We start from the raw sequence: 25,481 nt of genomic DNA on the forward strand, positions 1-25,481 counted from the left end.
GAGTAGGCAGCGAGGCGCTATTCCCGGCAGCTAGTTCGATATTGACAGGAACGGCATCTGCTCTTCGCCATCAATACTCGACTCGACCCATGATAGCAGTTGCCCCCCTTCAGCCAGATACCCTTTGGCAATGATGAAGAACTTAATCGCTTGATTTACAGCGCCTACGCCAATGGTTGATATTTCGGCACGGTCGTGAGTCGTGATTCCGATACGTTCCGGTGATAGACCCTTGCGATTGTGCGTGACTAACAAGAGACTTTGATCAGACTCGCGTTTCGGCAATGAATTGGCGAACAGAGCAAAAGTCAACGAGTGGAACAATATCCGGTGCGCGGCTACAATCCAGATTCCCATGAACAACCTGACTCCCATCCTCCACGACAACGCCCTGGCCTGGGCCAAAGCCTATTATCAGACCGACAAGGTCGTCGTCGCCATTATCCAGGAAGAAGGCGACGAACCCGACCGCTACCTGGCCCTCATCGCCGCCGCCAATCAGACAAGCTGGCAGGCGGCCGAAGTGTGGCTGGAAGACGGGGCCGTGGTGACGATCAACGACCTGGGGGAAGGGATACCGCCTGATGGTGCGACCTGGCCCTGGTAACAGCCGTAAGCCGGCGCCCCGCCTCACAACCTGATTCCTCCTCATGTGGTGGGAACCACCCCGACCCCACTCGGTAACTCATTACAAACGTCATACCAAATTCATGAGGTTTGCGAGTTCTTGTCGAAGCCGGTTCTTGTTACCCTTGCGACTGTTGTTCCTTTAAACGTCGTGGATCGTGGTTTGGGGCCTCGGAATATGCCCATTCAACCATGTTCATCATCGCATCGTCAGGGAGGGTACCCATGTTTCACCGACTTCGCCTTGTTTTGCTGCTGGTTCTGGTAACGGCCGTGTTCGGTATCACCACGCAAGTTGTATCTACTCAGGAAGCCCCGCCGCGCCCCTCGCGCACCATTGAAGAACTGCCGCGCCTACCCGGAGCAGAAGTGGGGGAGGGAGAAGCCCCAAGTCCGGCGAGCGCCGCGCAAGCCGTCATTCTCCCCTGGAGCAAACGCACCTTTCAATCTTACCGCGACGGCAACTGGGAAATCTACACCAGTAACGATGACGGCTCCGGCGAGGCTCGTCTGACGGCTCATGGCGCCATTGACATGCACCCGCGGTTGAATCGCGGCGCAACTCAAATTGCCTTTGCTTCCAAGCGCGGTGGCGTCTACGGCATATACACCATGAATGTGGATGGCTCCGGCGTCACGCGCCTGACCTTCACCGACAGAGACAACGTCTACCCGGCCTGGTCGCCCGATGGGACAAAAATCGCCTTTCAGTCCTACCGGGATGGCCAGGCGGAAGTTTACATCATGAACGCCGACGGTTCCGGCCAGACGCGCCTGACGGCCGATGCCGGCTTTGACGGCTACCCCGCCTGGTCGCCAGACGGGACCAAGATTGCCTTCAGTTCCAGCCGATCCGGCCAGGCTTACATCTACGTGATGAACGCCAACGGGACCGGCGTCACCCAGTTATCCACCCAGATGTACAGCTACAACCCAATCTGGTCGCCGGATGGCAGCAAAATCGCCTATGACGCCGATCAGGGAAATGATGGCTGGCAGGAGTTGTGGGTGATGGACGCCAACGGCGCCAACCAGCAAATGAAATATGATCCTTACGGGCAAATAGATGCCTGGGCGCATAGCTGGTCGCCTGATGGCCGTTACATCGCCTATACCCTCATCAGCTTCACCTACTACCAGGGCGCCTGGTACTGGGTGGACGCCTATCTGGACGCCTTGAGCGTCCAGCAGAACAACACGGTGCGGCTGAGCAGCAGTGGGCTGGATTGGAACCCTGACTGGCAAACCACGGATGCCATCAAGCCGACAGCGACAGCGGTCCCGCTGCCCGGTACTTCACCGGCGCCTATTGCCGTCCGCTGGTCGGGCAGCGACACCGGCGGCGCAGGAATGCAAGGCTACGACGTTCAGGTGAAAACCGGCGTTAATGGTAACTGGGCTAACTGGCTTACCAACACCACACTCACCTCGTCCGCTTATACGGCCGTGGGCGGGCAAACCTACGCTTTCCGCGTGCGCGCTCGTGATAACGCCCATAACGTCTCCGATTGGTCACCGGTTAACCAGGCCGTGACGACCGTCGAAGCCCTGCCGCCGCAAACGGCCGTTTCCCCACTCCCCCCGTTTAGCCGGGCGGATGAAGATCTTCCCGTCGCCTGGGGAGGCACGGACCCGGGAGGCTCCGGTATAGCCTCCTTCGACCTCGAGTACCGGCTGAATGGTAACTCGTGGGCGAACTGGTTGACTGAAACAAGTCTCTCAGCCGCTCTTTTGGCCACGAACGCACAACCTGGCGACGTGCTTGATATACGCAGTCGCGGCCGGGACAGGGCGCAAAATCTTGAACCGTGGTCGGCCACCGCCGACGCCACAACAACATTCTACCGATGGGGCATAGGCGGTCAGGTCCATGATAATGCGGGGGCGCCGATCGGTGGCGCAGCCATTCAAACCACGCCCCTGGCGCTGAATAATGCCCTGAGCAGCAGCGAAGGCGCTTTTGGCAGCTATATTGCCACTGTTAGCGATGTGTACAGCGTCACCGTAAGTAAGACGGGTTATGGCTCACTGCCGGTTACGGGCTACCCATTCGGACCAGACGCCAGTGTGCAGGTGGCCTTACCTCCCATCAACGATGTGGTTCGCAACGGCGACTTTGAAGCCGGTTCCCTGAACAACGACTGGACAGCCGATGGATATACCGCACCAGCCTTGAACGACAATGCCCACACTGGCGACTGGGCAGTCTTCATAGGTCAGTTTGCCGCCGAGCCGGGACCGCAATTTCCCGTCACATCGTACGGCACTATGACCAAGTTCAACACCGTTGTGGACAGAGAGGACAATGTTCATTTTGTCTGGTTTGACACAACTTCCTTATGGCATCGTCACCGCCTCACCAATGGCTCATGGTCGCCGCCGGTATCTCTGCCAGGGACAGACTCCTATTATTCCCTGGCTGCGGCAGCCGATGAAGATGGAGATGTCCACGTCGTTTTGAGCGCGTCTAACGACACCATGGACATCTTCTATGCTCGCTGGCGTAAAAACAACAATACCTGGTCCACGCCTATAAATATCTCTGGCGATACCCAATGGTCAAGTTCTCCTCAGTTGGCTGTAGATGCAGATGGGCGTGTTCACGTCGTCTGGCAAAGCAATCCGCCCGGCTATTACTGGTCAAGTGTGGTCTATGCGCGGCAAGAGGCAAATGGCGTCTGGAGTACCCCTCTTTACATACAGGATGACTTTGGCCGAGAAGGAAAACCACAAATTGACGTGGATGTGTCTGGAAGGGTCCATATGCTTTGGTCCAGTACTAATAATGATAACGCCGTCAGTGTCAGACATGCCCCGTTCGCCTCCAATGGGTCGCCAGGTGCGTTTACCACAGTGATTGATGAAGGCAGACACATTCAGTGGCAGCATGCTTTGGCAGCCAATGGCAACATCCATGTCATCTGGAGCCAGGTTGATGAACCTTACGCAACACACTTGTATCACATCTTCTGGAACGGACAGTCCTGGTCGCATCGCTCATCATCCCTATTTTCAGATTGGATATCGTCCATGACAATGAACGCTGACGTTGATGGAACCGTGCGACTTGCCTGGCAAAGTGACGATTCTATTTACTATAGACAGAAAACTGCCAACGCAGATTGGGCAGATGTGGTGGTTCTCGGCGTAGGCGAGACCGTTCCTTCTGTAGTCGGTGACTCCGATGGAATGGCTCATGTTATCTGGAGTGGTGGTATCTATGGCGATATGCCACAAGGGGACGCTTATTATACTCGCCAGACATTGGACCACGAGGGGTGGACAACGCCGGTGAATCTTTCGCCAGGGGCAATCGGACCGCGGGCCGGAACACTTGTCGCTGATTCCACCGGCTATATTCACATTGCCTGGGTTGAGGGAGACTGGGCAGAGCCAAGGTCCATTGTTTATCGCGGATCACCCACCAGCATCGTTGAAGCAAACTCGTGGTTGGAAACCACCATAACCATTCCGGAGGATATGACCTCGCCTGTCTTGTCTTACCAATACCAGGTCAGTGGGCTGGTAACTGGCGGGCCATCGCACCTGACTGTAGCGGTAACGGATAACAGCGGAACGACGACGCTGCAAACGTACAATGCCAGCGCCGTCGGTTGGCGTCACAACTGGGTCGATCTTTCGTCTTGGGTAGGCGAGACAATCAGCCTAACATTCAATTTGCATCAGGGAGCCAACGCTCTCTTAGCCTGGACTTACCTGGACTCAGTCACGGTCGGCACAGCTTACCCGGATGTCTGGGTAAGCGTCAATGAGACCAATGGTCTGCCCGGTGAGCAGATTGAACAAACGCTGACCTATGGCAACCGGGGTGGGGCGGTGGCTGCCGGAACGCGGCTGACCTATACCCTGCCGGCCGAACTTTCGTTTGTTAGCGCCAGCGTACCGCCGGTCTCCACGTCGCCGTTGGTGTGGGAGTTGGGGGAATTACCCGCCAAGAGCCAGCCACTGACGCTGTCGGTGGTGGTGCAAATGTCGCCAACGGCCGTTCCCTTCACCACACTTACCAGCACTGCCGTTATTAATCCGACTGGCAGCGAACTCGAAACGCTGAACAACAGCGCTCAGGGACGGACCTTCATCCGTCGCCTGCTTTATCTGCCAATGCTTCAGCGATAATCCTTCGTCGAGGCTGGCGTCTTTAGCCCATGAATGACGCCAGCCTCGTTCACAGGCAATGCTGTGTCTATATGCCAATGGTCGCCTCGCAGTCCAAAGGCCGTCTCCACCCATCCGCCAGTTGCCCCCAGCCTTCATCATCAGCAGAGCAATCTCTCTCCCCTTTAAACGGCGGTCAACCAGATCCCCCGTGTCCGACCCTACACGTCCTGCCCCGGCAGCGGATACCAGACCCAGCCGCCGCAGCAGCAGCGACACCGCCCGCGCCAGTAGCGCATACTTCCTTCCTGCCGCAGCGCCCGCGCCACGGCCATTCCCTCGGCATAGTACCGACGGGATGGCTTGCCCTCCGAACGGCCGTTCCCCGCATCCCCTTGTCGTCGCAGGTCTACCGCCCGGCGGCCTTGCCGCCCGTATTGTCGTCTATTGGGTCGCCGGCCCATCCGCCGGTGGGGGCCACTGTAGCTGTTGGGCAGCTGCCGCGCCTGGTAACGCGCTCCCGGACGGCCGTGCTGCCCTGTCACGTCGTGGAAGGCAAAAGCGCCACGCCCATACTGCCAGGCCATCTCCTCCTCGCCCGCTTCGGTCAGCGGCGCGCCGAGGGCGAAGTTGGCCTGGCTATGCACCCCGGCCTGCGCCTCATAACGCTGCTGCGTCCGCCGGCTCACTCCGCTGAGCGCCGCTAGCGTTGCCCGGCTAATGGGCGAACCGGGAAGTCCGCTGGGCGGCGCGGAGCCGGGCGCTCGCGGGCCATCCGCTGACGCTCCCGACAGACCATCGGCTCCACCTCCCGTCCGCGCCGAGTGGAAGCTGGCATAAAAGTGGGCCTTGACCACGCTCAGGCTGGCCAGCAGGTCGGCCAGCGGCAGGGCTACCCGTCGCCCGTCCAGCCGCTCCACCCCCAGCGCCGCCGCCACCCGCTCCGGCCGGTAAAGCCAGATACGGCCGTCTTCCCCCGTCACCCACTGCCAGAACAGCCCATCGCCCCGCGCCAGCAGCAGCCGCAGGTAGCGCTCGTGGTAGAGGCAGAGCGGGGAAGTGGGGTCAGTCAGGTGGGCGACGGCCGTTTGTTTGCTTATCCACCCCCGTCCGGCCGCGTCCAGATGGCGCAGCAGCAGCCACAGCCGCCCCTCGGCCGCCCGCTCTTTCCGCAAGAACGCCAGGACCAGAGCGGGAAGAAGAATGATTGCGGATTGCGGATTTCGGATTTCGGATTGGGGAGTGTCGAGTGCGGTGGGAGGATTGGGGAATGTGGCGTGGGGGTCTCTGCCTGCGGGCATAGCTCCGGCCGCCACCGCCTCTCCCTCGTTGACAATTAGCAGTTGGCGATTGGCGATTGACCATTGCCGCAGGTGCGCGGTAACGGCCGTGCTTTCCCATCCCAGATGTGGCGGCAGGTTTTCGACGATAGCCGACAAGGCGCTCTCTGGCGCAAAATCGGCCGTTGGCGACTGCGGGTCGGCAAAGCCGGTGCGTGACTCACCCGTCAGCCGCACGGCCGTTGCCGGCGATTCTGGATGCTTTTCCGCCACTGTCACGTTCGCCTCCCCGTCGCGCCCCAATGTCCGACGCAGCACCAGCAGACGTTCGTTGGCCGCCAGCAGGTCGGGAGAAGGGCAGGGGGAGACGTTTCGCATAGGACTACAGAGCGAAAGGCCGAAAGTCAGGTGCGGGCTGCTGTCGCCCGCCACACAAAGCCGCCGCGCTCACCGCCACCGCTCCCTGTCGCCGGGAGGAAACAGCAGCCAGGCTAGTAAGGCAAACAGGAGAACCGCGCCCCAGGTGTTGACAAAAAAGCCAGCCACAATCTCGGCCACGTGGTCGCTGGGCGTCGGCTCAGTGTCCGACGGCACGGCCGTTGGGGGAGCTGGTTCCGCCTGCTCAATGGACACGGCCGCGTCGCCGTGTTCGCTGGCGGCGATGTAAACGTCGCCGCAGCCGGCGAGCGCCACAAGCAGAACCAACGCTAAGACAAATCGAATCATGGTGTACCTCCAGGAACAGCGAAGCTGGTTTAACAAATGGTTGGGACTCATCGGATGCCCGCCCAAAAAACGATTTACGACTACGACAACAAAAGAAAAAAGGCCGATTTACGACAGGTTGTCGTAACTGTCGTAAGTTGTCGTAACTTACGACCGGAGGTCGTAGCCTACGACCAGAGGTCGTAGCCTACGACCGGGGGTCGTAGGGGGTAAATTCACGACAAACTACGACAACTACGACAGAGTTACGACAGACTACGACAGGGGCAAAACGGCCGTTTGAACGCCTGCTAAACGGCCGTTTCCCCGCACTGTAGGGAATGCAATGTGCCGGTTGGCCTCCGTCCCAACGGCCGTGGGGCAGGTGGGGACGGTATTGGCTGGACAACGCCGGACGCGCAGAACGGGTGAAGGTGGACGTGGTTTAGCGAATAGTTGAGATTCATCGGATGTCCCTCCAGAATGACGATCTACGACTACGACAACAAAAGAAAAAAGGCCGATTTACGACAGGTTGTCGTAACTGTCGTAAATTACGACCAGAGGTCGTAGCCTACGACCGGGGGGCGTAGAGGGTAAATTCACGACAACTTACGACAAACTACGACAGAGTTGCGACAGCTTAAGATAGGGGCAGAACGACCGTCTGGAAGCTGGTAAAACGGCCGTTTTCTCTATATGAAAAACGGCCGTTTCTGCGATTGATTGGTAAAGAACTGCGCCGGTTGGCATTGGCGTACACGGCCGTCGGCGCTATGGGTCAAACGGCCGTTTCCCCTACCTGAGAAACAACCGTCTCCTTGTCTCCCTGTCTCCCTGTCTCCCTGTCTCCCTGTCTCCCTGTCTCCCTGTCTCCCTGTCTCCCTGTCTCCCTGTCTCCCTGTCTCCCTGTCTCCCTGTCTCCTTGTCTCCCTGTCTCCTTGTCTCCCTGTCTCCTTGTCTCCCCCCTCACTCCAACACCTCCCGCACAAACCACCCCGCCGCCTCATCCCCCTGTTCCGCCAGCCAGCGGATAGCCGCCTCCGCGTCGCGGATAGAACGGCCCGGCGGGTTCACCCGGTCGCCCAGTTCACCTTTGGCCTCGCTCAGGGCGCGGCCGGCGGCGGTGATATTGCGGAAGTGGGGGATTTGCCCCTGGAGCAGACGAGCATCCTGCTCGATGCGCAGCAGCCCATCGGCCAGTGATTGGTCAGCGTGGGCGGCGGGCAGCAGGTCGGCGATGGCCCACTGCCCTTCGATGACCGCCGGTGGCTGGAGCAGCGGTGGCAGAGTGGACTGTCGCACCTGCGGCGCGCGGGTCTGGACGAACTGCCGGATGTCGGCCGAGGAGGGAAAGAAGCTGACGCAGCGGTGGATTTCGCCGCCGAGATTGGCGAGATACTGGCCGGTCGGCAGCCCGACGCTGCCCTGCGGGTAGCCGTCGCGGCTGCTGACGCCCAGGAACTTGCGGCTGCCGTCGGCGATGCGCATCCGAAAGGCGATAGCCAGACATTGGCGGCGCAGGGCCATGCCGTAGTCGCCGAGCAAAGCGCCGGTCGGGTCGGTCAGGGAGAGGAGCAGGTGGATGCCGTGCTTGCGGTTCTTGGAGGCGATGCGATTGGCGGCGTACCAGAGGCGGTAGACGCGGTGGTCTATCTCCTCGATGGCCGTGCGCTTCTCGGCTTGCGAGGCGTACTGCCGCGAGGCGCGGATGGCCTGCTTCACCTCGTCGGCGGCCAGGATGACAGCCAGGAACTCGTCTACGGCGATGAGCAGTTCGCCGCTCTCGCCCGCTTCCGGCGGCAGGTCGCGCCAGGTGTTGGCGTTCCAGGCGGCCAGGACGTGGTCGCGGCGGAGGGATTCGCGCACCGTGGCGTCGAGGAAGTCGGCCAGCGGGGCGATGAGGTCGCGCTCCTCGGCCGGGGGGAAGAAGGTGATGTTGGGGATGGCCATCAAATCGGCGAAGTCGCTGCCCGCGCCGTTGACGACGATGACGTTGGCCCCGGCGGCCCACAGGCCGAGCATGGTCGGCATCAGGCCGCTGCGCGTCTTGCCGCTGCCGCTGGTTCCGGCGACCAGGATGTGGGGTTCCTGATTGCGGTCAATGAGCAGCGGGCGGCGCGGGCCGCTGATGATGGCCCCCAGCGGCAGTTGGCTGGCGTGCTGCCAGCGGATGAAGCTGTCCCAGCGGGCGGACGGCGCGTCGGTGAAGTGGCCGTCTTCGATAGAGTCGTCGTCGGGGGTTACGGCCGTCTGGTCAAGGATGGTGGCGCGGGCGGGCAGCAATTGCCAGCCGTTGGGGCCTTTGAGCATCGGCAGTTGGTTGGGCGTGACGGCCATCTGGTAGAGCGGCGGCCGGCGGGCGTCCATGAAGCGGGTGAAGAGCAGGCTGCCCGCCCCTGCCAACAGCAGCAGGGTGATCGCGCCGAGCAGGTAGGGCAGGGCGTTGTTCCAGAAGCGGCGCATGTCGTTCTCCAGCTGCAGCCGTTCCAGTTCGCGAGCTTGCGCGGTGGCGCGGGCGGCAGCTTCCTGAGCGACCAGCGCGGCGTTGTGCTGCACGTCGAGCGATTCGCGGTAGAGGGCGATGGCCGTGGCCGTGCCGCTGACCTGGTTGGCAACGGCCGTGGCCGTGGCCATGCCCGCCAGTTCCAGGTCGCGCTGGCGCACATCCTGGGCGTCGCGGGTGACGAGCATCGCCCCCATTGTGGCATTGGCGATTTCCTGCGCCTGGGCTGTGGCCGATTGCGCCTGCCGCGTGCCCGACAGGTTGGCGTCAAACGCCTGCACGGTAGCGGCGTGCAAGGTGGCCGCCGAATCGCTGACCATGCGCGCGCCGGTTGTGCCGTAGGCGGCGGGGTTGGCGACAACGCCGCTGGATGGCGACGGGGCGCAAGCGGCGAGAGAGAGAAGAAAAACGCAGAGGAGCAGAGGGGCGGAGGAGCGGAGGGGATGGAAGAGAAGTTCTCTGCTTCTCTGTTCCTCCGCTTCTCTGGGTTGATTCCGGGTGATTACCATTCGGTGTCCTCGGGGGATGATGGGGGTTGGTTGGGTGGCGGCAGTTGCGGCGGGCCGTAGCCATAGTTGGGTGGCAGGATGATGGGGTTGTTGGTTGGTTGGTCAGCGGGGTGGGGGGCGCGACGGCCGTTTCCACCCCCACGCCGTTTAACCTGCCGCAGCAGGCTGTTGGCCTGCTTGAGGAAGGGTGTGCCGACGACCATGCCGAAAAGCAGGACGATGACGACGAGGAAGAGGATGAAGGGCCAGAGGGAGCGCGACGGCCGTTCTAGCTCGCGCAGTTGTTGCAGTTCGTCGAGGGTGTCGGTGTGACGGAATTCGCGGATGAGGGCGGGCGACTGTTCGACGACGGCGGGGGTGGTTTCGCGCACGGCCGTGGACAGGGCCAGGAAAGCCAGGGCGCAGGCCAGAAAGGCAGCGGCGAGAAGGAGGGGGAGGATGTTTTTCATGACAAGGTTTTGGGAGATGAGAGGGAGAGATAGGGAGACAAGGAGACCGGGAGACCGGGAGAGGGGAAGTTCGTGTAGTGCGAATAGGTGAGGCAAGAGACTCATCCCTGTCGGATGCAGAACATCATCCTCAAAGCGTCTTCTTTCTTCACTCCGCACTCCCCATTCCGCATTCATAGGGCTGGGCGCTGGTAATGGCGATGGGGGCGGTGGTAGGCTCCTGCGGGCATGACGGCCGTTGCCAGTCCATAGCTGACGAGCTTGAGCAGCACCCAGGCGACGTAGACTTCATCTACGCCGACCCCGCCTTCCGGGTGGTCAAGTTGGTGTTCGGTGCAGGCTTCGAGGATTTCCGCCAGGGAGAGTGGGGTCTCCGGGCGGAGAATGGCGGCGATGTCCGCGCCGTGTTCCCGCCAGAAGGTGAAGGCTTCGGGAGCGAGGGGGCGGAAGGCCCCGTTGTGATGGGTGATCCGTAAGAATTTCATGGGTCTTACCTCCGGTTTGGTTTGCTGTTGACAGAAGCCGGATACCCGGTTGAAGCCGGGCATCCGTAAACCGAATAGCCCCACTAACAGAAACGGCCGTTTCCCAACCTCTGCAGGTAGAAAACGGCCGTTAACCTACCAGCCCAAAGGCGGGTAGATCAAAAAAGGCCACCCTGTTGAGGTGGCCTTTTGCTGTCAGTGGCAATACCCAGACAATTCCGAAATCCGCAATCGGAAATCCGCAATCGTTTGTGGTATTATCAACGCCAGCCCTCGGCCTGTTTCGAGCAGGACTTGGGTTAAACGTGACTTGAGAGATTCCACCCTCTCAGGTCACGTTGCGTTTTGGGCTATTCAGTTGAACGCATTATACTAGAGTATTCTAGTATAAGTCAATTATCATCAACCTGGATGTCACTACGATACACTCCCCTTGGCGCACGACTGCGAATATAATCTTCCATATTTTGGGGAGTTGTCAACCACATATTCCCGATTTTTTCTGCTTTCAAACGGCCTTTTTTCGCTAACTGCGTCAAATAATCCCGATTAAATCCATACAAATCGGCTGCTTCAGCAAGACCAATGAGGCGGGTTTTGTCGTCGGTGTCGTTCACAATTCACAATTCAAACTTCACAATTCCCCATCGGGTTTTGTCGTCGGTGTCGGTCACAGTTGCAATTTCCAGCCCTTTTAGTCACTGATTTCCGTTGTATGAGCCAAACCATTGAGCGTCACAATCAACTGGTTCAGAACGTCGCGCCCAATAATCACTTCGTTTATGCTTTCCCGCCCAATCGCTTCAATTCCATATAAAACCAGCGAGTTAATGTCCAGTTGCACCGAGTAAATAGTGACCGGATAACGCACACCGGACAAATCTTGTACCCATCGCTGATCCAGTTTTCGTGCTTTTATGGCCCGCAAAATGCGAAGTGGGATCTGGGTCGCATCTGAACCGGAATCTATCAACCCCCATACCGTCTGCTCCTGACCGGTTTCTGTACCGGTAATGGTCAAGTCCAGGCCGGGAAAAGCAGGGAAGTACGTGCGATCATAGGCAAAGGATGCTTTCATGCCTAATCCCTGGCCCAACGAGCAGAGTGATTCCGGTAGACGATCTCTGCTTCTTGGCGCACCTGGCGCATGAGGACAAAAACGCCGGGATACCGGGCATCAATGCGCTTGAACAGGGCAACTTTATCGGCATCTTGGTCAACCACTTTGCCGCCTAAAATGGCTACGTATTGCTCAGGATACTTCTCCCACAGATCGGGATGCAAGCGCAGAAAAGCGGCCCGTTCAGCCTCAATTTCCGCATCTGACCATTCAGATGACGAACCCCTCATGACAGTTTTAGGACGAACAACAGCTACACCACCGCGGACGACCAGTTCCAATTCGCTGGATTCGGGGAAGTAAGTTAAGGGGATGATGACCTCTTGTTGTATGACCTGAATTGGTATCACATCCATCGTTCACCTCATATATAGCTCACGTGTGACTACATTATACGGGAAAAGGGGTGGGGAGGGGAAACGGCCGTTTGGCACCCTTTCCTCTTTGAAAAACATCCTTCTGGAATTTCCCTTACATTAGCCGGGCGAGTCTGTTTATACCCAGGGTTGACCTACATAATGCCCCTAGAATGAGCGTGCAGGCAACAGCCCCGGCGACGATCAGGTTGCCCCAGAGGCCCATCGCCTTCACTTTCCAGTTGTAGAGAAAGCCCAACAACCAGACGACGGAGCTCAGACCGAAAGTCAGGAGGCCAAAGATGGGCCGCGGCCAACCCTATCAGGGCAAGAACCCGGCCCAACAGCCTTGTCTCCCAAAGCATCAAGAGACCCGCGGGTAGGGGGCGCTGCGGTGATGCGCTCCGCTTCGAGGTCAAAGTAATCGTTGGTGACGAGGGCGGAAGCGGAAAGGAAGAAGCCGGTAGTGAAGCCCAATATTAGGGCGTCAGGCGGTGGCGCTGCGCCCAGGGCGAGTAGTTGGCCGATAACGACACACATGCCCGCCGCCAGCGGCAGTTCCGGTCGCGGTATCTGAATAACACCTCGGACTTTCTTATGCAAAGGCATCGTCACCTGCCTGATTATCTCTTCCGTATTAGAGGCCATTTACGTTCTTCCACACTATAGCACAAGGCAACGGCCGTTCCATTCATGGAGAGAAATGTGATCCTGAGATGTCGGGGAATGGGATTGCTGCCAGAAAAATAACAAATCAAAGAACGTCGTTACAAAAGCGGCGAAACTCGCAATCCACGCAGCGGGCGGGTGTGTCGGGCGGGGCAGGCAGTTGTTGCGCCTGAGCAATGGCCGCCATCTGCACTAATGCTTTGTCAAGCTGACGCTGGAGATGGGCGGTGATCGGAACCGGCACAGCTTCGCGGGTGGGGATGAGGTAGAGGAAGCCGCGCCGGATGGGTTTGTCGGGATGGAGCGTTTGCAGGAGACGGCCGTAAGCCAGCACCTGCATCTTGAAATGCGCCCCCACCTTTTTGGTATCCTTGTAATCTACGGGGATTCGCTCCGTCTCCGTCTCAATAAGCATATCCAGCACGCCTGACAACTTCAGTTCTGCCGACAGCAGCGGCACGTTAAACGAGCGTTCGCCACTCGCCAGCCCATAAGTCCGCAACTGACGCCGCTTCTCCCGCTCCTCCGCCTCGACGTGGGACTGGATGCCCGCCTCCATTTTGTAGGTAACAGGCCGTACTTCCGGCAGCACCGTCTGGTAGTACAAAATGCGCGGGCAGTACACGTATTGCTTCAGGTCAATCACACGAAAGGTGAAGGGGTCTTGGTCCATAGTCTGGTAGTCCTGTAGTCTGTTATTCGCATAGTTGTGCGACGAAGCGATTTCTCTGGCTATCAGCTTCCAACTATCAACGATTCTCCATCCGATTCGCCCAATCCTTGCCACAGATGGGAATAAGCTGGATGTTGCCTTCCTGTTTGCCCAACAGGTCAGTGACTTTGCGGAAGAGTTCTTCCTGATAATTGCGCGAGATGTCGCCACAAAAGGCGCTGTACTGGATGCGATCCAGGCCGTAATCCAGGCAAGCATCGGCGATTTTGGCGCGGATACGGTCGTCCACAATGTCGTAAATGAGCAGGCAGCGCATGGGAATTTCGGATTTTTGATTTCGGATTTCGGATGGAGGATGTTCCGAAATCCCAAATCCGAAATCCGAAATCCTGAATCGTTTTACCAACTGGCGAGAAAGGGTGTGTAGGCGTCGCGCTCGTTGCGGACGTAGGTGGCGATGGTGCGGGCCTGCATCTGGATGATCGTGCGCAGGGGGTAGCGCTTGTCGGCGTATTTTTCCGGGGATTCGAGCCGCCCCAGGATTTTTTCGGCCAGGAAGCGACGGGTTTTGTCGGTGAGAAAGCCCTGTTCGTCCTGCTCGATTTTGACGCCTTTGTTGACCAGTCCCAGCACGGTGCGGTCTACGGCCGGGGCGCGAAACTCCTCGATGAAATCCAGCACCAGGCTGGGCTTGCCCGGACGGTCGGTGTGGACGTAGCCGCCGTAGGGGTCCAGTCCAGCCAGGACAACAGCGCGTTCGATCTGGCTGTAGAGGATGCCGTAGCCGTAGTTGAGGGCGCTGTTGAAGGGGTCGCGGGCGCCACGTCCTTCACGGCCGTTCCATTCCCATCCTTCCGGCAGCAGCAGCTTGATGCCGCGCCAATACTTCTGCGCGGCGCGTCCTTCGATGGAGAGCAGCGGGCCGCGCACATCGTCTATGTGGTAATGCTCGCGGGGGGCCAGAAAGTCCAGGGCGCAGAGTTCTTCCATGTGGTCGAGGATTTCCCCGACCAGCAGGTGCAATTCGTGGTGCAGGTCGGGATTGGTCTCCTTGCGATATTTGGCGGCGTACTTGAGCAGGGTGGCCTGGTTCTGGATTTTGCCACCGGCAAAGGTAAGAGCCAGGTGGATGGCACGTAGGTCGTTGTAGGCCGTCAGTTGAGCGCGGCGGGTGAGGACAGTGCCGGTAAGTCCGGCGCTGTAGAGGCTGGCATAGGGATTGCCGGTGCCGCTGAGGAAGTGGATGGGGATGCCCTGGTCGGTGCAGGCGCGGATGGCGTCGGCGGAGATGGAGACGCCGTTGTTGGCGATGGTGACGGTTTCCAGGTGGAGCAGGGGAGCCTGGGCCAGAGTTTCTTTACCCTGGGTGATTTTGAGGCGCCCCTGGTATTTACCGACGTGGCTGCCGAACTGGTCGGCGATTAGGTGTTGGACAATGGGCATAGGGAACTCCGAATGGTGAATGGTGAATGGTGAATTGTGAATTGTGAATTGGGGGTAGGGTAGCAGACGGCCGTTTGAAAAATGGAAACAGACCTCTTTGAAAATTTAATTTTGCTTGTTGCCGTACTGGCAACAACGGGCTGGCATCCTCCAGGTAAATCAAAAACCTGGAGGTTGAACGTGTTCGGAAAAAAAGACAGTAAGTTTTCAAGGTTGTGGCAAATAGGCGAAATTTTGAAGTCGTCCGAAGATAGGGTGACGCAGGCGGAATTGGCACGGCGCGTGGGTGTGACGCGGGCAACGATTCATAAAGACCTGTCCATTATTCAAGAAAAGACGGGCATTTTACCGGCAGAGGATGATGACGGCCGTTTGTATTGGTGGCAGTAGGGGCGAACATGAGCGCGCAAACGATACAAATTTCACCTCACGCTCGTCTACGCATGGCACAGCGGAATGTGTCGGACGCCCAGGTTTCGTTTATACTTACACATGGTCACGCGGTACACTGTGCCGGAGCCATTCTCGTCACCTTACGTCAAAAAGACATTCCTAAATCAGAGCGGGCAAAGGATACTTTTGCCTGTTTAGAAGGTGTAACGGTTGTGATGAATCGATCAGCGCCAGTTGTGCAAACGGTATGGCGGAATCGCCGTCATGGGCTGCGCCACATTCGCCAGAAACCCCGTTATTCCTGTTAACCATTTGGGCATTTGGGGAGAAGCAACAAACTTTCTCCGAAAATGCCCTTTTGTGTTTCCATTTTTGGCAATCTGGTCAGGTACACTGTTGCTGGAGGTTTGCTATGAGTAAAGGTTTAGCCAGAGCCGAACGATTGCGCCAATTGGAGAAGAAGTATTTGTATGGCGCGTTCAACGACGAAGAAATGGCAGCGGCGATGGGCGTTGAAAGCCGGATCACCATCTACAAAGACCGTCAGTTGTTGTTTAAGAACGGCGTGCCTTTTGTGGAGACGGAACGGGGTCGCTGGAAGATTGATCGCCAGAAGTATGTGTCGGAACTGCGGGTGAATGTGCATGAAGCGGCGATGTTGTATCTGATGGCGCGTAAAGCGGCCCGGCAGACGCACGCTCCGAATCCTCATTTGGTCAACGTCTTGCGGACTATCGCGTTGAAGCTGCACCAACCATTAATGGATCGGCTGATTACGGCGACGAATTTTATACCCCAGGCAGAGGAGGCGTTGGAAGAAACGGCCGTTCTGGAAAAAATCGTCACCTGTTGGGTCGAACAGCGCAAAGTCAGCATTCGCTATCGGGGTTTGCAGTCCCAGAAGGCGACAGTCCATCTGGTCAGTCCTTATTTGCTGGAACCGTCGTTGTGGGGCGAAGGGATTTACCTGGTGGGGTACAGCGAAAAGCTGAACCGGATTGTGCCCTTCAAGTTAAATCGCATCGAAAAAGCGGCCGACACCACACAACCCATCATTGCGTCGGACTCATTCGATGAACAAGAGTTTGTGCGCAACGTGTGGAGCATTTGGGATGGCGACGGCGAGTTGGTGACGGTGAAGCTGCGGTTTCGGGGGAAAACGGCCGTGCGCCGGGTGCTGGAGAGTGTGTGGCATCCGAACCAGGCGGAACCGGAGCGGTTGCCGAACGGGGACTTGATCTGGTCTACGCAGGTGGCGGAGTGGCGAGAGATGCTGCCCTGGATTCGGGGGTGGGGAAGCCAGGTGGAGGTAATGGAGCCAAAGATATTACGCCGCGAAATTGAACGAGAAGTCATGCACATGGCCGATGTTTATAAGTTAAGTATGAATCAGGAACCACCGGAAGAAGATAATGATGCCTGGGCTTCGTTATTGTTTGGAGATGAGTCATGAGACCATACGAGTATCAAAATGAAATCGCAGATTTGGTACGACAGGGGAAGAATATTATTTTGCAGGCGCCCACTGGTGCAGGGAAAACATTTGCCTCGCTATGGCCTTTTTATATTGGCTGGGCAGCGCGTGAATCAAAAATGCCCCAAAAGTGCGTGTACGCTGTGCCCATGCGCGTATTGGCAAATCAGTTTGAAGAAGAAGTCAAACGGCTTGTAACAGAAGAAATGCGCTTCAAAACGCCGCCCACGGTCAAAAAACAAACCGGTGAATACAAAGAAGACCCCGAATTTCACGCCGACATTACCTTCGCCACCATTGATCAGGTGTTGAGTAGTTGGCTGATGCACCCGTACAGCCTGTCGGCAAGGAAGGGAAACCTAACCGCCGGGGCATTTGTCGGCAGCTACCTCATCTTTGACGAGTTTCACCTTTTCGATCCCGATTCTACGCTGCCAACAACGCTACATATGCTGAAAACCCTAAAAGGCGTCAGCCCTTTTGTGTTGATGACGGCGACCTTTTCTCAGGAAATGTTGCAAGAACTGGCGCAGGAATTGGGGGCAACTGCCGTTCTCCTATCCCCCGATGACCTGCAAAATATCCCTTCGCAGCATAAAACGCGCACCTTCCATACGGTAGACCAGCCGTTGGTAGGTGACGATGACGTATTCATTGACCAGATTGTGGCTGCGCACCTGGCACAAGAATCAGATGACCAGCGGTCTCTGGTGGTGTGCAACCAGGTAGAACGAGCGCAACGTGTGTATCAGGCATTGACGCGGCATCCTGACCTGACCGATGTTACCGTGCGCCTGCTGCACAGCCGGTTTTTGCGTGCAGACCGGCAAAAGATTGAGGCGGAAGTCCGGCGAGAGTTCAACAAGGAGCGGGCACAGCATACGCAGCGCAGCATGGTTTTGGTAGGTACGCAGGTGGTGGAAGTAGGATTGGATATGAGCAGCCGCGCTTTACATACGGAACTGGCTCCGGCAGCGGCCGTTTTACAGCGGGCGGGGCGATGTGCGCGGTATGAAGGGGAAGTGGGACGAGTATATGTGTACCCGGTAACTAAACTGCACCCCTACCACGAAAAAGAAGCCAAACAGCAGTGCGCGTTAACCTGGGAGTGGTTACAGACGCATGAAGGGGAACACTTGGACTTCACGAAGGAGCAGGCGCTAATCAATCACGCGCATACGCCAACTGATAAGCGATTGCTGGACGGTTTGCGCGGGACAGAATTAGGCCACAGACAGCGGATTGAAGAATTGTGGCGCGGCGCTGGCTCGCGGGCAGATGCGGCCAACCTGATTCGCCAGATTCAGGCTGTGACTGTAGTGGTTCACGACAATCCTGATCAGCTTCGTCAGTCCCCCTTCCAGGTGGACAGCTTTTCGCTGCATCCGGGTACGCTTCAAGGCAAGTTCAAGGAGTGGCAAGAACGAAATGAGGAGCTGGATGCGGAATGGGATAACGGCCGTTTGCCTTGGTTAACACAGAAGTTAGTTGAGGTTGAAGATGATGTTGACGCGCAAGGCAATCGTCCGATCCGGTATGAATTTAAGCCAGTAACCCATTCACATGAACTGTTTTCACCGCTGTTGGTTCTCCACCCCGCTTTGGTGGGTTATTCGTCGGAATTAGGGCTGACATTGTACCCATCGTCAACTTTTACATGTGCTGTGCCACAGGTGACAATTGAACAAGTGCGCCAAACGTATGGCTATCGGTTAGAAAGCTATGCTCACCATATCGAACTGGTACATCAGGAATTTACACGGGATTGGTTGGATTGGGTCACGGCCGTTTCCCAACGCATCGAAAACGCCTACAACTGGCAACCGGGTATTGTGCGCGACATGGCGCAGTTGATCGTCTGTTTGCACGACGCCGGAAAGTTGAGCGAAGGGTGGCAGAAATGGGCGCAGGCATGGCAAACGGCCGTTGGTAACCCTATTCCTGCCGGCGTAGCGGTCGCCCACACCGATTATGACCCTACCGACGGGCGGCATGTGGAATTGAATCGGAAAATGGGCCGAAAACGGCCGTCGCACGCCGTCGAAAGCGCTTATGCCGCCGCACCCATTTTGTTGGCGTTTTTGCCAGAAAAGGATAGACATCTGCCCCTGTTTCGCGCGGCGTTCACCGCCATTGCCCGACATCACGGCGCTTTTACATCACAACCCGACAGTTATCAATTGGTTGGGGATTGTGAGAGGCATGTGCAAGAAACGGCCATCTTGCTGCCGCCCACGTTGCAAACTCTTGATATGGCAGGTCTACGACGACAACTGGCCTACGATGCCAAAGCTCAGCGGGGTATTGAAGAGCGATTCTTGACTCAATCCCACAATGAACAGGATATGACGTGCTATATGATGCTGGTTCGCGTCTTGCGCTTTGCTGACCAGGAAGGCACAAAGGAGGGAAGTAAATAAATTTGAGAATATCCGTCCATTTGCTTTGAAAATTGGGGCCAAGGCCAAACAACTTTGGTCTCATCTTGAGCAAGATAATTTACCAAGAGGCGCATATGATTGAACTGCAATCTGTTTTTTACATTGACAAATTGACAGGAACCTTTGCTGACGAACTGCTAGGGGCTGGGTTTATCCTCGTTTTGCAAGAATTGTACTTTCAGCAGGGCGTCAAGCCTGTTATTACTCAACTTGACACGGGGTACAGCTACGCCATTGAATGCGATCCACCGCTGGATTTGGGGCGTGTACAAATGGATACACGGCCGTTTTACCCTGCTCCTGTCATCCAAACCACGAAAAATCAGGCTGGTTTGCCGGAGTTGCCGCCAATGTCCTTTGTCAGCTATGAAGGCGAGAAGGAAAAACGTAACCAGTACATCGAAGCCTATAAGGGTTTGGACAAAACGGCCAAGCGTGCCGACATAATTGGCGAAGCGCACCCCGCTTTAGCAAGCCTTCCCCCTGCGCCCCATGCTGATTGGGACATCTTCCGCATGATTAACCCTGCCGCCCTTATTGGCTACAATGGCTTGATGACCCAATGGTATGCGGTAGGCGCAGCCGGATTGACGGGCACGGTTGCCCATCTTCTTTGCCAGATGTTTCATCAATCGCCCAATGACGTAGCCACGGCGCGATCCACCTGGCAAAACGTGGCAAAGGCCAATGGTTGGAAGCAAATTGACGCCACCGCCAGCCAGTTTTACAACCCATCGCAAGGCAAAGGCGTTAATCGCCCTCAGCCGGATGGCGTTGGCCTGGGCAACCTGGACAACTTTTGGTTGTTGGAATGGCTTAAGGCGCTTGGCCTGTATGAAATCGGTTTTACGCGCACCCTGAAAGGAGTAGGTGATCGCAAAACGTATGTGCCGGTTTACGGCCGTATGACGCCTACCTTCGCCCGCTCCGTTCAAAGCGAGTTTCGTAATCGGATGCGTTTTGACGAAACGGCCGTGCGTTCTGACATCCTCACCGTGATGCGCTACCTGCAAGCCTTCCTCTCCCGCAGTCAGTACAGCCAGGGCGAAAGCGAAGAAGAGCGGTGGCAGCGAGAAATGTTCGGTGGCGGGTATAGGCCGGCCGATTTCATGCATGGCTTTCAGGTGGCTTTCTATAAAGACCTGGGCAATGCCGTTACGACTATGAACCTGGCTTTTCTCAATCTACCCGGTTGGGTCACTATCCACCAAGATACGGAGGTGGAAACTTATCAGGATGTGTTGCTGGAGCATGAAGAGATCATCCGTCAGTTTGAAGAAAACAGAGGGGACGAACTTGACCTGCTCATGAAATACCGCAACTTCATCGTCGCCGACAATCTGGCCCCATTTTTTGAATTCACCACTGCCTATAGCAGTTGGCTTATCAGCGAGGGGGAAAAACCTGGTTTCCCGCCACGCAAATTTTCAACCCGCAATTTAAGGAGGTTACTTGTGGCTGTTCAACCTAAACTCAGTGAGATTTTAGAGTCCCCCGGTTTTGTTAACATTGCTTATGCGATCCGTCAAAGCACCGTTGTGGCCCAATACCGCAAAGCGCAAAACGACCGTCGCTACGATGTACGTTATGGCCTGGGACGCGATCTGGTTCGCCAATCACAATACCCCGACGAATTTGTCGCCGCCCTCAGCGATTTTCTGCATAAATACAATGCCGAAAACGCCCAGGTCATGGAAAATCGCTCTGGTCCCTACCGGAAAAGTGTGCAAACTGGCGACATCCAAGAGATTTTGCGCCTGATTGACCAGCATGGCTCTGACCTCATTGCCAAATTGCTCGTCGCCTACGGCTACGCCCGCGAACCACGCCTGGACGAAGCCGGTGAACCAACAAACTAACAAACCAACAAACTAAAAGGAGATTCTTACCGTGTCCATTTATTCCATTTCCCTCTCTGCTCAACTTACCCTGGATATGCACAGCCTGAACAACGAAGGGGGCGAAGGCAACCAGATTCAAACCCGCATGGTCAACATCGTGGATGGCAATGGCGAACTGAAAAACGTCAATGCCATCTCCGGCGACATGATCAAACACATCCTGGCCGAGCATCTGCACCGCATTGCTACCGCCAACGGCCTGCCCCTATGCGCTGGTTGTAAAACCTTTAACGCCAACCGCATCAGCGCCGATGAAAGCTACATGGCCGCCATCGCCAACATGAACGACGCCGACTCGTTAACATTGATGCTGGAAACATGCGCTATGGATGATATGCTGGGCAACCTGATCACTGCCGGTTCCAAATCTTTGCCGCGCAAATCGGTGGTTGAGTTTGGATGGGTGGTCGGTTTGCCCGAACTGACCCGTTCCGACAGCTATTTTCACGTCAAGTATTCCAACGAACGGGGCAAAGCGCAGCGCGACGCCGAAAAGGGCGAAGAAGCGCGTGGCGCAAATTTGGGCCAGGCCATCTTCCATCGTCCGGCCAACAGCGGCGTGTACGCCCTGGTCGCTACCATTGAGGCGGCGCGTATTGGCTTCAACGACATTACCCAAACCTACGTGTTGGATGAAAGCCAGCGGCAAGCGCGATTGAAAGCCTTGCTCGAAGCCCTGCTCTACACCCTCATGGAGCCGGCCGGAGCCATGCGCGGCACCCAAGCCCCCCACATCGTAGACGTGGCCGGGGTGATCACCGTCAGCCAAAACGTCATCCCCGCGCCCACCCTCAGCCCACTGAATGAACGGTACGATGAGGAATTGGTCGGACTGTGCGAAACGCTGAACAGCATCCGCCCTGGCGCACTCACTGCCCATTCCTTTAATTCCATGAACGGCTACGCCCAAACCGTGCGCGACCTCATTCAGAGCGCCACACCGTACACGTTGCATTATGCAGGTTGAAGCAAGATTGGTTCAATCTTAAAGATTGAACCAATCTCCCCACCTGCCCATGCGAGTGACCAACCATGATATGGATACAAGCAATTTACCAGCCGACGACACTGTTTAGCTTACGGCCGTCCTGGACAACCTCATCCGGGGGCAAAAGTTTGCTGCTGCCGTCGCCTTATGCGCTGAAAACGGCCGTTCTCGACGCCGCCATCCGCACCAGTGGTCTCCAACAAGCGGAAAAAGCGTGGCCCTGGATACGCGACATGGGCATTGGCATTCAGTTGCCCGCGCAAATCGTCGTTACCAATCTATTTGCCAAAATTCTGCGCCTGCGCCGCAATCCGGCTACACCCGGTTCTGCTGATGTAGGCCCCTTCCAGAAAACCATCGCTTATCGTGAATATGTCTACCATCCACAACCGATCACCCTGGCCTTTGCTGTCCCCGATGGGCAGGCGGCGCAGCTTGGCGATTGGCTGGCGCAAATTAGTTATCTGGGCAAGCGCGGCGGCTTTGTACAACTGTTGGCCCCTCCCATGCCCCTGGCCGACAGCGCTGGCTTTGTGTTGTTGACGGCCGATGTCAGCAGCTTCCCCCTCAATGGCCTGGTACAACAACTAGACGATTGCGATCCGAAGATGAAGTTTGAGGAGGCGAACATTTACGACAGTAAAAAGCCAAAGCGGGTGGTGCGGCATGTGGTCTTGCCCTACCGGCTGGCGAAATCCAGCCGCGCCTACTCTCTCTACCAACACACCGGCTAAACCAAACGGCCGTTGGTTGCCCTCACCAACGGCCGTTCACCCATTGACCCACCACCATAAACCGTCTTACAATAAACAAAATAAGTAAGACGAATAGGAGAAGCATATGGTTGTCAAACTATCTTCCAAAGGCCAACTTATCATCCCTCAACCCATTCGCGCTGCCATGGGGCTGCAACCCGGCGATGCGTTTAACGTTTACCAAGAAGGCAACCGTATCATGCTAGAACCCGTAGATTGGTACTCCCCTATTGATGCCCTCTACGGCAAATACCGCGAATCCGACCTCCTGGCCGACCTGGCCGCGGAACATACCCAGGAACTAACCAGGGACAACCGCCGATGACGCAGCGATTTGTCCTGGACGCCTGGGCTGTTCTCGCCTTCTTGCAAGGGGAAGAGCCAGCCGCCGCCAGAGTGCGAGACCTGCTGGACGCGGCTGCCCGTGAGACCGACGTTGAACTGCTCCTCTCCATTATCAACCTTGGCGAGGTCTTCTACATCGTGGGCCGCGCCAAAGGGCAACACGAAGCAGAGCAAACCCTCACCGCCCTTCGCCAACTGCCCTGGCAAATCGTGCCCGCGACAGACACGGCCGTTCTCGCTGCCGCTGCCTTCAAAATGAAACATCCCGTGTCCTACGCCGATGCTTTTGCCGCCACCGCAGCCCAAGACCATACCGCCACCCTCTTAACCGGCGATCCGGAATTACTCGCGCTGTCAGACACCCTTCGTTTGGAGGCGATAAGCCGCGCCTAAAACCAAAGCAGCACTATCAAGCCATGACCAACCTGCAACTCACCCACCTTCGCTTCGACTGCGCCGCCACTACACCCATCAAAATGGGGGGCCATTACGCCGGTAACAACCTGCGCAACGCCCTCGCCAACGTCATGCGCCGCTCCACCTGCCCCGAATACCGCACCAACCTCCCTCCCGACCCCGCCCACGCAGCCACCTGTCCCGCCTGCTGGCTGCTCTCGGCCAACCTCGACCCCGGCACCGTCATCCGCGCCTACGCTGTCGCGCCGCCTATCCCACCGCGCAGCTACCTGAAAATAGGCGAACGCTTCAGCTTCGCCCTCACCCTCTTCGGTGACGGCTTCCACTACCTGCCCTACGTCGTCCTGGCCGCCAACGAAGCCGGACAAAGCGAAGGCATCGGCCCCGGCCGGCGCGAAGGGATGGGGCGATTTGTCGTGGACAGGATAACGGCCGTAGACCCCCTGCGCGGCGACATACAATCTTGCCTGGCCCCCGGTGACTCCTTCGTGACTGTGCCCAATCTGTTTGTAGATGAGACTGCCGTTCACCACATCAGCCAGATGCACCATCAAAACCTCAACGGCCGTCATCTCGCCTTCCATTTCCTCACCCCCACACGGCTGGAAGAAAAGCAGCAGCTCTACAAACTGCCCGACTTCTCCGTCCTTTTCCGGCGACTGCTCTACCGCATAGACGAACTAGGCCGCCAATTTGCCGGGCAAGAGCGGCGCGACCCGGCCCAGGTGACCCATCTTCACGCCCTGGCCGACAGCGTTCGTCTGGTAGATGCGCAAACCAACTGGCAAGAAATGTGGGTATACTCCGGGCGCAAGGACGAGAAAACGCCGTTGAGTGGGTTTACCGGCACGGCCGTTTACCTCAGCGACGATTGGGCTGAACTGCTGCCCTGGCTGGTATGGGGTCAGGCGACCCACGTCGGAAAATCGGTTGTCAAAGGCAACGGTATCTACGAATTAGGGGGTGGAAACTGGCCTGCCTACTGGGATTGGCTGCGCGCCGACCACCTGTGGGAAGCCGCGATCTGACCATCGCAAATCCCCCCCGTTTTGACGCAAAAACCGATTTGCGAAAAAAGCTCGTTAACAACCACATATTCAGCGAAATCAAGATACAATTGACCTACGAGATTGGCCTGTAACGGTCGAAACGGCCGTTGCAGGCCAAATATGAACCATTAACAACAAAAAACGCGGGCGGTCGCCCCACCAGAGAATCGCCAGAGATTACTGAAACACCTGATTTTACGGAGATTGGGAGCATCACATGGTCGTCGCCCCACCAGAGAATCGCCAGAGATTACTGAAACACCTGGGCAAGCAGACAAAGAGAATGCAATATAGGTCGCCCCACCAGAGAATCGCCAGAGATTACTGAAACCGGCTGAGTAGGGCGGGCCGGGCTGTTGTCCAGCCCAAGTCGCCCCACCAGAGAATCGCCAGAGATTACTGAAACGGCTTATTTATTCAGAGGTGCAGGTATGAGCGAACGTCGCCCCACCAGAGAATCGCCAGAGATTACTGAAACAACGGCCGCTTGTGTCCGCCGCTGCCATTTTGTACAGTCGCCCCACCAGAGAATCGCCAGAGATTACTGAAACGTCGAGGGCAGGTCACGCGCAATAGCCAACATCACAGTCGCCCCACCAGAGAATCGCCAGAGATTACTGAAACGTAGACCACGCCCACGCCCCTTTTGCTTTTTGGCATGTCGCCCCACCAGAGAATCGCCAGAGATTACTGAAACGTTATCTATTTGTGCCGTTCCAGTATTCTTCAATGTCGCCCCACCAGAGAATCGCCAGAGATTACTGAAACCACAACAATATG

The 25,481-nt window shown here is 57.1% G+C and carries 25 protein-coding genes and 1 CRISPR repeat array (1 of these 26 running past the window's edge); of the genes, 12 read left to right on the plus strand and 13 right to left on the minus strand.

Annotated features, from left to right (window positions below; genetic code table 11):
* Positions 1–30: 30 nt before the first annotated feature.
* Complete coding sequence (locus tag IPM39_26270) at positions 31–357, minus strand: stage V sporulation protein S (protein ID MBK8989521.1); 327 nt, start codon at positions 355–357, stop codon at positions 31–33.
* Between IPM39_26270 and IPM39_26275 the strand changes: the two genes are divergently transcribed.
* Together IPM39_26275 and IPM39_26280 are read left to right on the plus strand one after the other, a co-directional pair.
* Complete coding sequence (locus IPM39_26275; GenBank protein ID MBK8989522.1) at positions 356–607, plus strand: hypothetical protein; 252 nt, start codon at positions 356–358, stop codon at positions 605–607. The two genes, IPM39_26270 and IPM39_26275, sit on opposite strands and share 2 nt — an antisense overlap.
* Before the next feature lie 245 nt (positions 608–852).
* Positions 853–4,764, plus strand: a complete 3,912-nt coding sequence (locus tag IPM39_26280) for a PD40 domain-containing protein (GenBank protein ID MBK8989523.1) — start codon at positions 853–855, stop codon at positions 4,762–4,764.
* Positions 4,765–4,964: 200 nt separating this feature from the next.
* On the opposite strand, the gene IPM39_26285 is transcribed toward IPM39_26280, so the two are convergent.
* The 12 genes from IPM39_26285 to cas1 all read right to left on the minus strand — a co-directional run bounded on the left by IPM39_26285 (position 4,965) and on the right by cas1 (position 14,938).
* The gene (locus tag IPM39_26285; protein MBK8989524.1) at positions 4,965–6,401 is read right to left on the minus strand and encodes a hypothetical protein; all 1,437 of its coding nucleotides are present in this window, start codon (positions 6,399–6,401) and stop codon (positions 4,965–4,967) included.
* A gap of 69 nt (positions 6,402–6,470) precedes the next feature.
* Complete coding sequence (locus IPM39_26290; GenBank protein ID MBK8989525.1) at positions 6,471–6,749, minus strand: hypothetical protein; 279 nt, start codon at positions 6,747–6,749, stop codon at positions 6,471–6,473.
* Positions 6,750–7,697: 948 nt separating this feature from the next.
* On the minus strand, positions 7,698–9,743 hold the full coding sequence (locus tag IPM39_26295; GenBank protein ID MBK8989526.1) for a hypothetical protein: 2,046 nt from the start codon (positions 9,741–9,743) through the stop codon (positions 7,698–7,700).
* Entirely contained in the window at positions 9,737–10,192 is a 456-nt protein-coding gene (locus IPM39_26300) for a hypothetical protein (GenBank protein ID MBK8989527.1), read from the minus strand. The genes IPM39_26295 and IPM39_26300 overlap by 7 nt, the downstream gene beginning before the upstream one ends.
* 173 nt (positions 10,193–10,365) lie before the next feature.
* Positions 10,366–10,677 carry a hypothetical protein gene (locus IPM39_26305; GenBank protein MBK8989528.1) on the minus strand — a complete coding sequence of 104 codons (312 nt, stop codon included), beginning with the start codon at positions 10,675–10,677 and terminating at the stop codon, positions 10,366–10,368.
* Positions 10,678–11,069: 392 nt separating this feature from the next.
* Positions 11,070–11,294: a helix-turn-helix domain-containing protein gene (locus IPM39_26310; GenBank protein ID MBK8989529.1), complete on the minus strand. Its 225-nt coding sequence runs from the start codon at positions 11,292–11,294 to the stop codon at positions 11,070–11,072.
* 77 nt (positions 11,295–11,371) lie between these two features.
* Complete coding sequence (locus tag IPM39_26315) at positions 11,372–11,755, minus strand: hypothetical protein (protein MBK8989530.1); 384 nt, start codon at positions 11,753–11,755, stop codon at positions 11,372–11,374.
* A gap of 2 nt (positions 11,756–11,757) precedes the next feature.
* Positions 11,758–12,153 (minus strand): hypothetical protein, encoded by a 396-nt coding sequence (locus IPM39_26320; GenBank protein ID MBK8989531.1) that lies wholly within the window; start codon positions 12,151–12,153, stop codon positions 11,758–11,760.
* A gap of 288 nt (positions 12,154–12,441) precedes the next feature.
* Positions 12,442–12,801, minus strand: coding sequence for a hypothetical protein (locus IPM39_26325; protein MBK8989532.1), 360 nt, complete (start codon positions 12,799–12,801; stop codon positions 12,442–12,444).
* 106 nt (positions 12,802–12,907) lie between these two features.
* Positions 12,908–13,495, minus strand: a complete 588-nt coding sequence (gene cas4, locus IPM39_26330; GenBank protein MBK8989533.1) for a CRISPR-associated protein Cas4 — start codon at positions 13,493–13,495, stop codon at positions 12,908–12,910.
* A 76-nt stretch (positions 13,496–13,571) separates the two neighbouring features.
* On the minus strand, positions 13,572–13,811 hold the full coding sequence (gene cas2, locus IPM39_26335) for a CRISPR-associated endonuclease Cas2 (GenBank protein ID MBK8989534.1): 240 nt from the start codon (positions 13,809–13,811) through the stop codon (positions 13,572–13,574).
* 83 nt (positions 13,812–13,894) lie between these two features.
* Positions 13,895–14,938 (minus strand): CRISPR-associated endonuclease Cas1, encoded by a 1,044-nt coding sequence (cas1, locus tag IPM39_26340; protein MBK8989535.1) that lies wholly within the window; start codon positions 14,936–14,938, stop codon positions 13,895–13,897.
* An 81-nt stretch (positions 14,939–15,019) separates the two neighbouring features.
* Between cas1 and IPM39_26345 the strand changes: the two genes are divergently transcribed.
* The 10 genes from IPM39_26345 to cas6 all read left to right on the plus strand — a co-directional run bounded on the left by IPM39_26345 (position 15,020) and on the right by cas6 (position 24,680).
* Positions 15,020–15,328 carry a helix-turn-helix domain-containing protein gene (locus IPM39_26345; GenBank protein ID MBK8989536.1) on the plus strand — a complete coding sequence of 103 codons (309 nt, stop codon included), beginning with the start codon at positions 15,020–15,022 and terminating at the stop codon, positions 15,326–15,328.
* A gap of 8 nt (positions 15,329–15,336) precedes the next feature.
* Positions 15,337–15,639, plus strand: coding sequence for a DUF4258 domain-containing protein (locus IPM39_26350; GenBank protein ID MBK8989537.1), 303 nt, complete (start codon positions 15,337–15,339; stop codon positions 15,637–15,639).
* A gap of 104 nt (positions 15,640–15,743) precedes the next feature.
* On the plus strand, positions 15,744–16,784 hold the full coding sequence (locus tag IPM39_26355; protein MBK8989538.1) for a WYL domain-containing protein: 1,041 nt from the start codon (positions 15,744–15,746) through the stop codon (positions 16,782–16,784).
* Positions 16,781–19,225 carry a CRISPR-associated helicase Cas3' gene (gene cas3, locus IPM39_26360; protein MBK8989539.1) on the plus strand — a complete coding sequence of 815 codons (2,445 nt, stop codon included), beginning with the start codon at positions 16,781–16,783 and terminating at the stop codon, positions 19,223–19,225. Before IPM39_26355 ends, cas3 begins: the two co-directional genes overlap by 4 nt.
* A gap of 95 nt (positions 19,226–19,320) precedes the next feature.
* Entirely contained in the window at positions 19,321–21,105 is a 1,785-nt protein-coding gene (locus IPM39_26365) for a hypothetical protein (GenBank protein ID MBK8989540.1), read from the plus strand.
* A 31-nt stretch (positions 21,106–21,136) separates the two neighbouring features.
* Positions 21,137–22,114: a DevR family CRISPR-associated autoregulator gene (locus IPM39_26370; GenBank protein MBK8989541.1), complete on the plus strand. Its 978-nt coding sequence runs from the start codon at positions 21,137–21,139 to the stop codon at positions 22,112–22,114.
* Between the two features lie 65 nt (positions 22,115–22,179).
* Entirely contained in the window at positions 22,180–22,869 is a 690-nt protein-coding gene (locus tag IPM39_26375) for a hypothetical protein (GenBank protein ID MBK8989542.1), read from the plus strand.
* A 106-nt stretch (positions 22,870–22,975) separates the two neighbouring features.
* Complete coding sequence (locus tag IPM39_26380; protein ID MBK8989543.1) at positions 22,976–23,215, plus strand: AbrB/MazE/SpoVT family DNA-binding domain-containing protein; 240 nt, start codon at positions 22,976–22,978, stop codon at positions 23,213–23,215.
* Positions 23,212–23,628 (plus strand): type II toxin-antitoxin system VapC family toxin, encoded by a 417-nt coding sequence (locus IPM39_26385; protein MBK8989544.1) that lies wholly within the window; start codon positions 23,212–23,214, stop codon positions 23,626–23,628. The genes IPM39_26380 and IPM39_26385 overlap by 4 nt, the downstream gene beginning before the upstream one ends.
* Positions 23,629–23,651: 23 nt before the next feature.
* Positions 23,652–24,680, plus strand: coding sequence for a CRISPR system precrRNA processing endoribonuclease RAMP protein Cas6 (gene cas6, locus IPM39_26390; GenBank protein ID MBK8989545.1), 1,029 nt, complete (start codon positions 23,652–23,654; stop codon positions 24,678–24,680).
* Positions 24,681–24,851: 171 nt separating this feature from the next.
* A CRISPR array of direct repeats spans positions 24,852–25,481; the repeat unit is 37 nt; unit sequence GTCGCCCCACCAGAGAATCGCCAGAGATTACTGAAAC (it continues 4,344 nt past the right edge of the window).

The sequence above is a fragment of the Candidatus Leptovillus gracilis genome (genome assembly GCA_016716065.1).
GTDB lineage: Bacteria > Chloroflexota > Anaerolineae > Promineifilales > Promineifilaceae > Leptovillus > Leptovillus gracilis.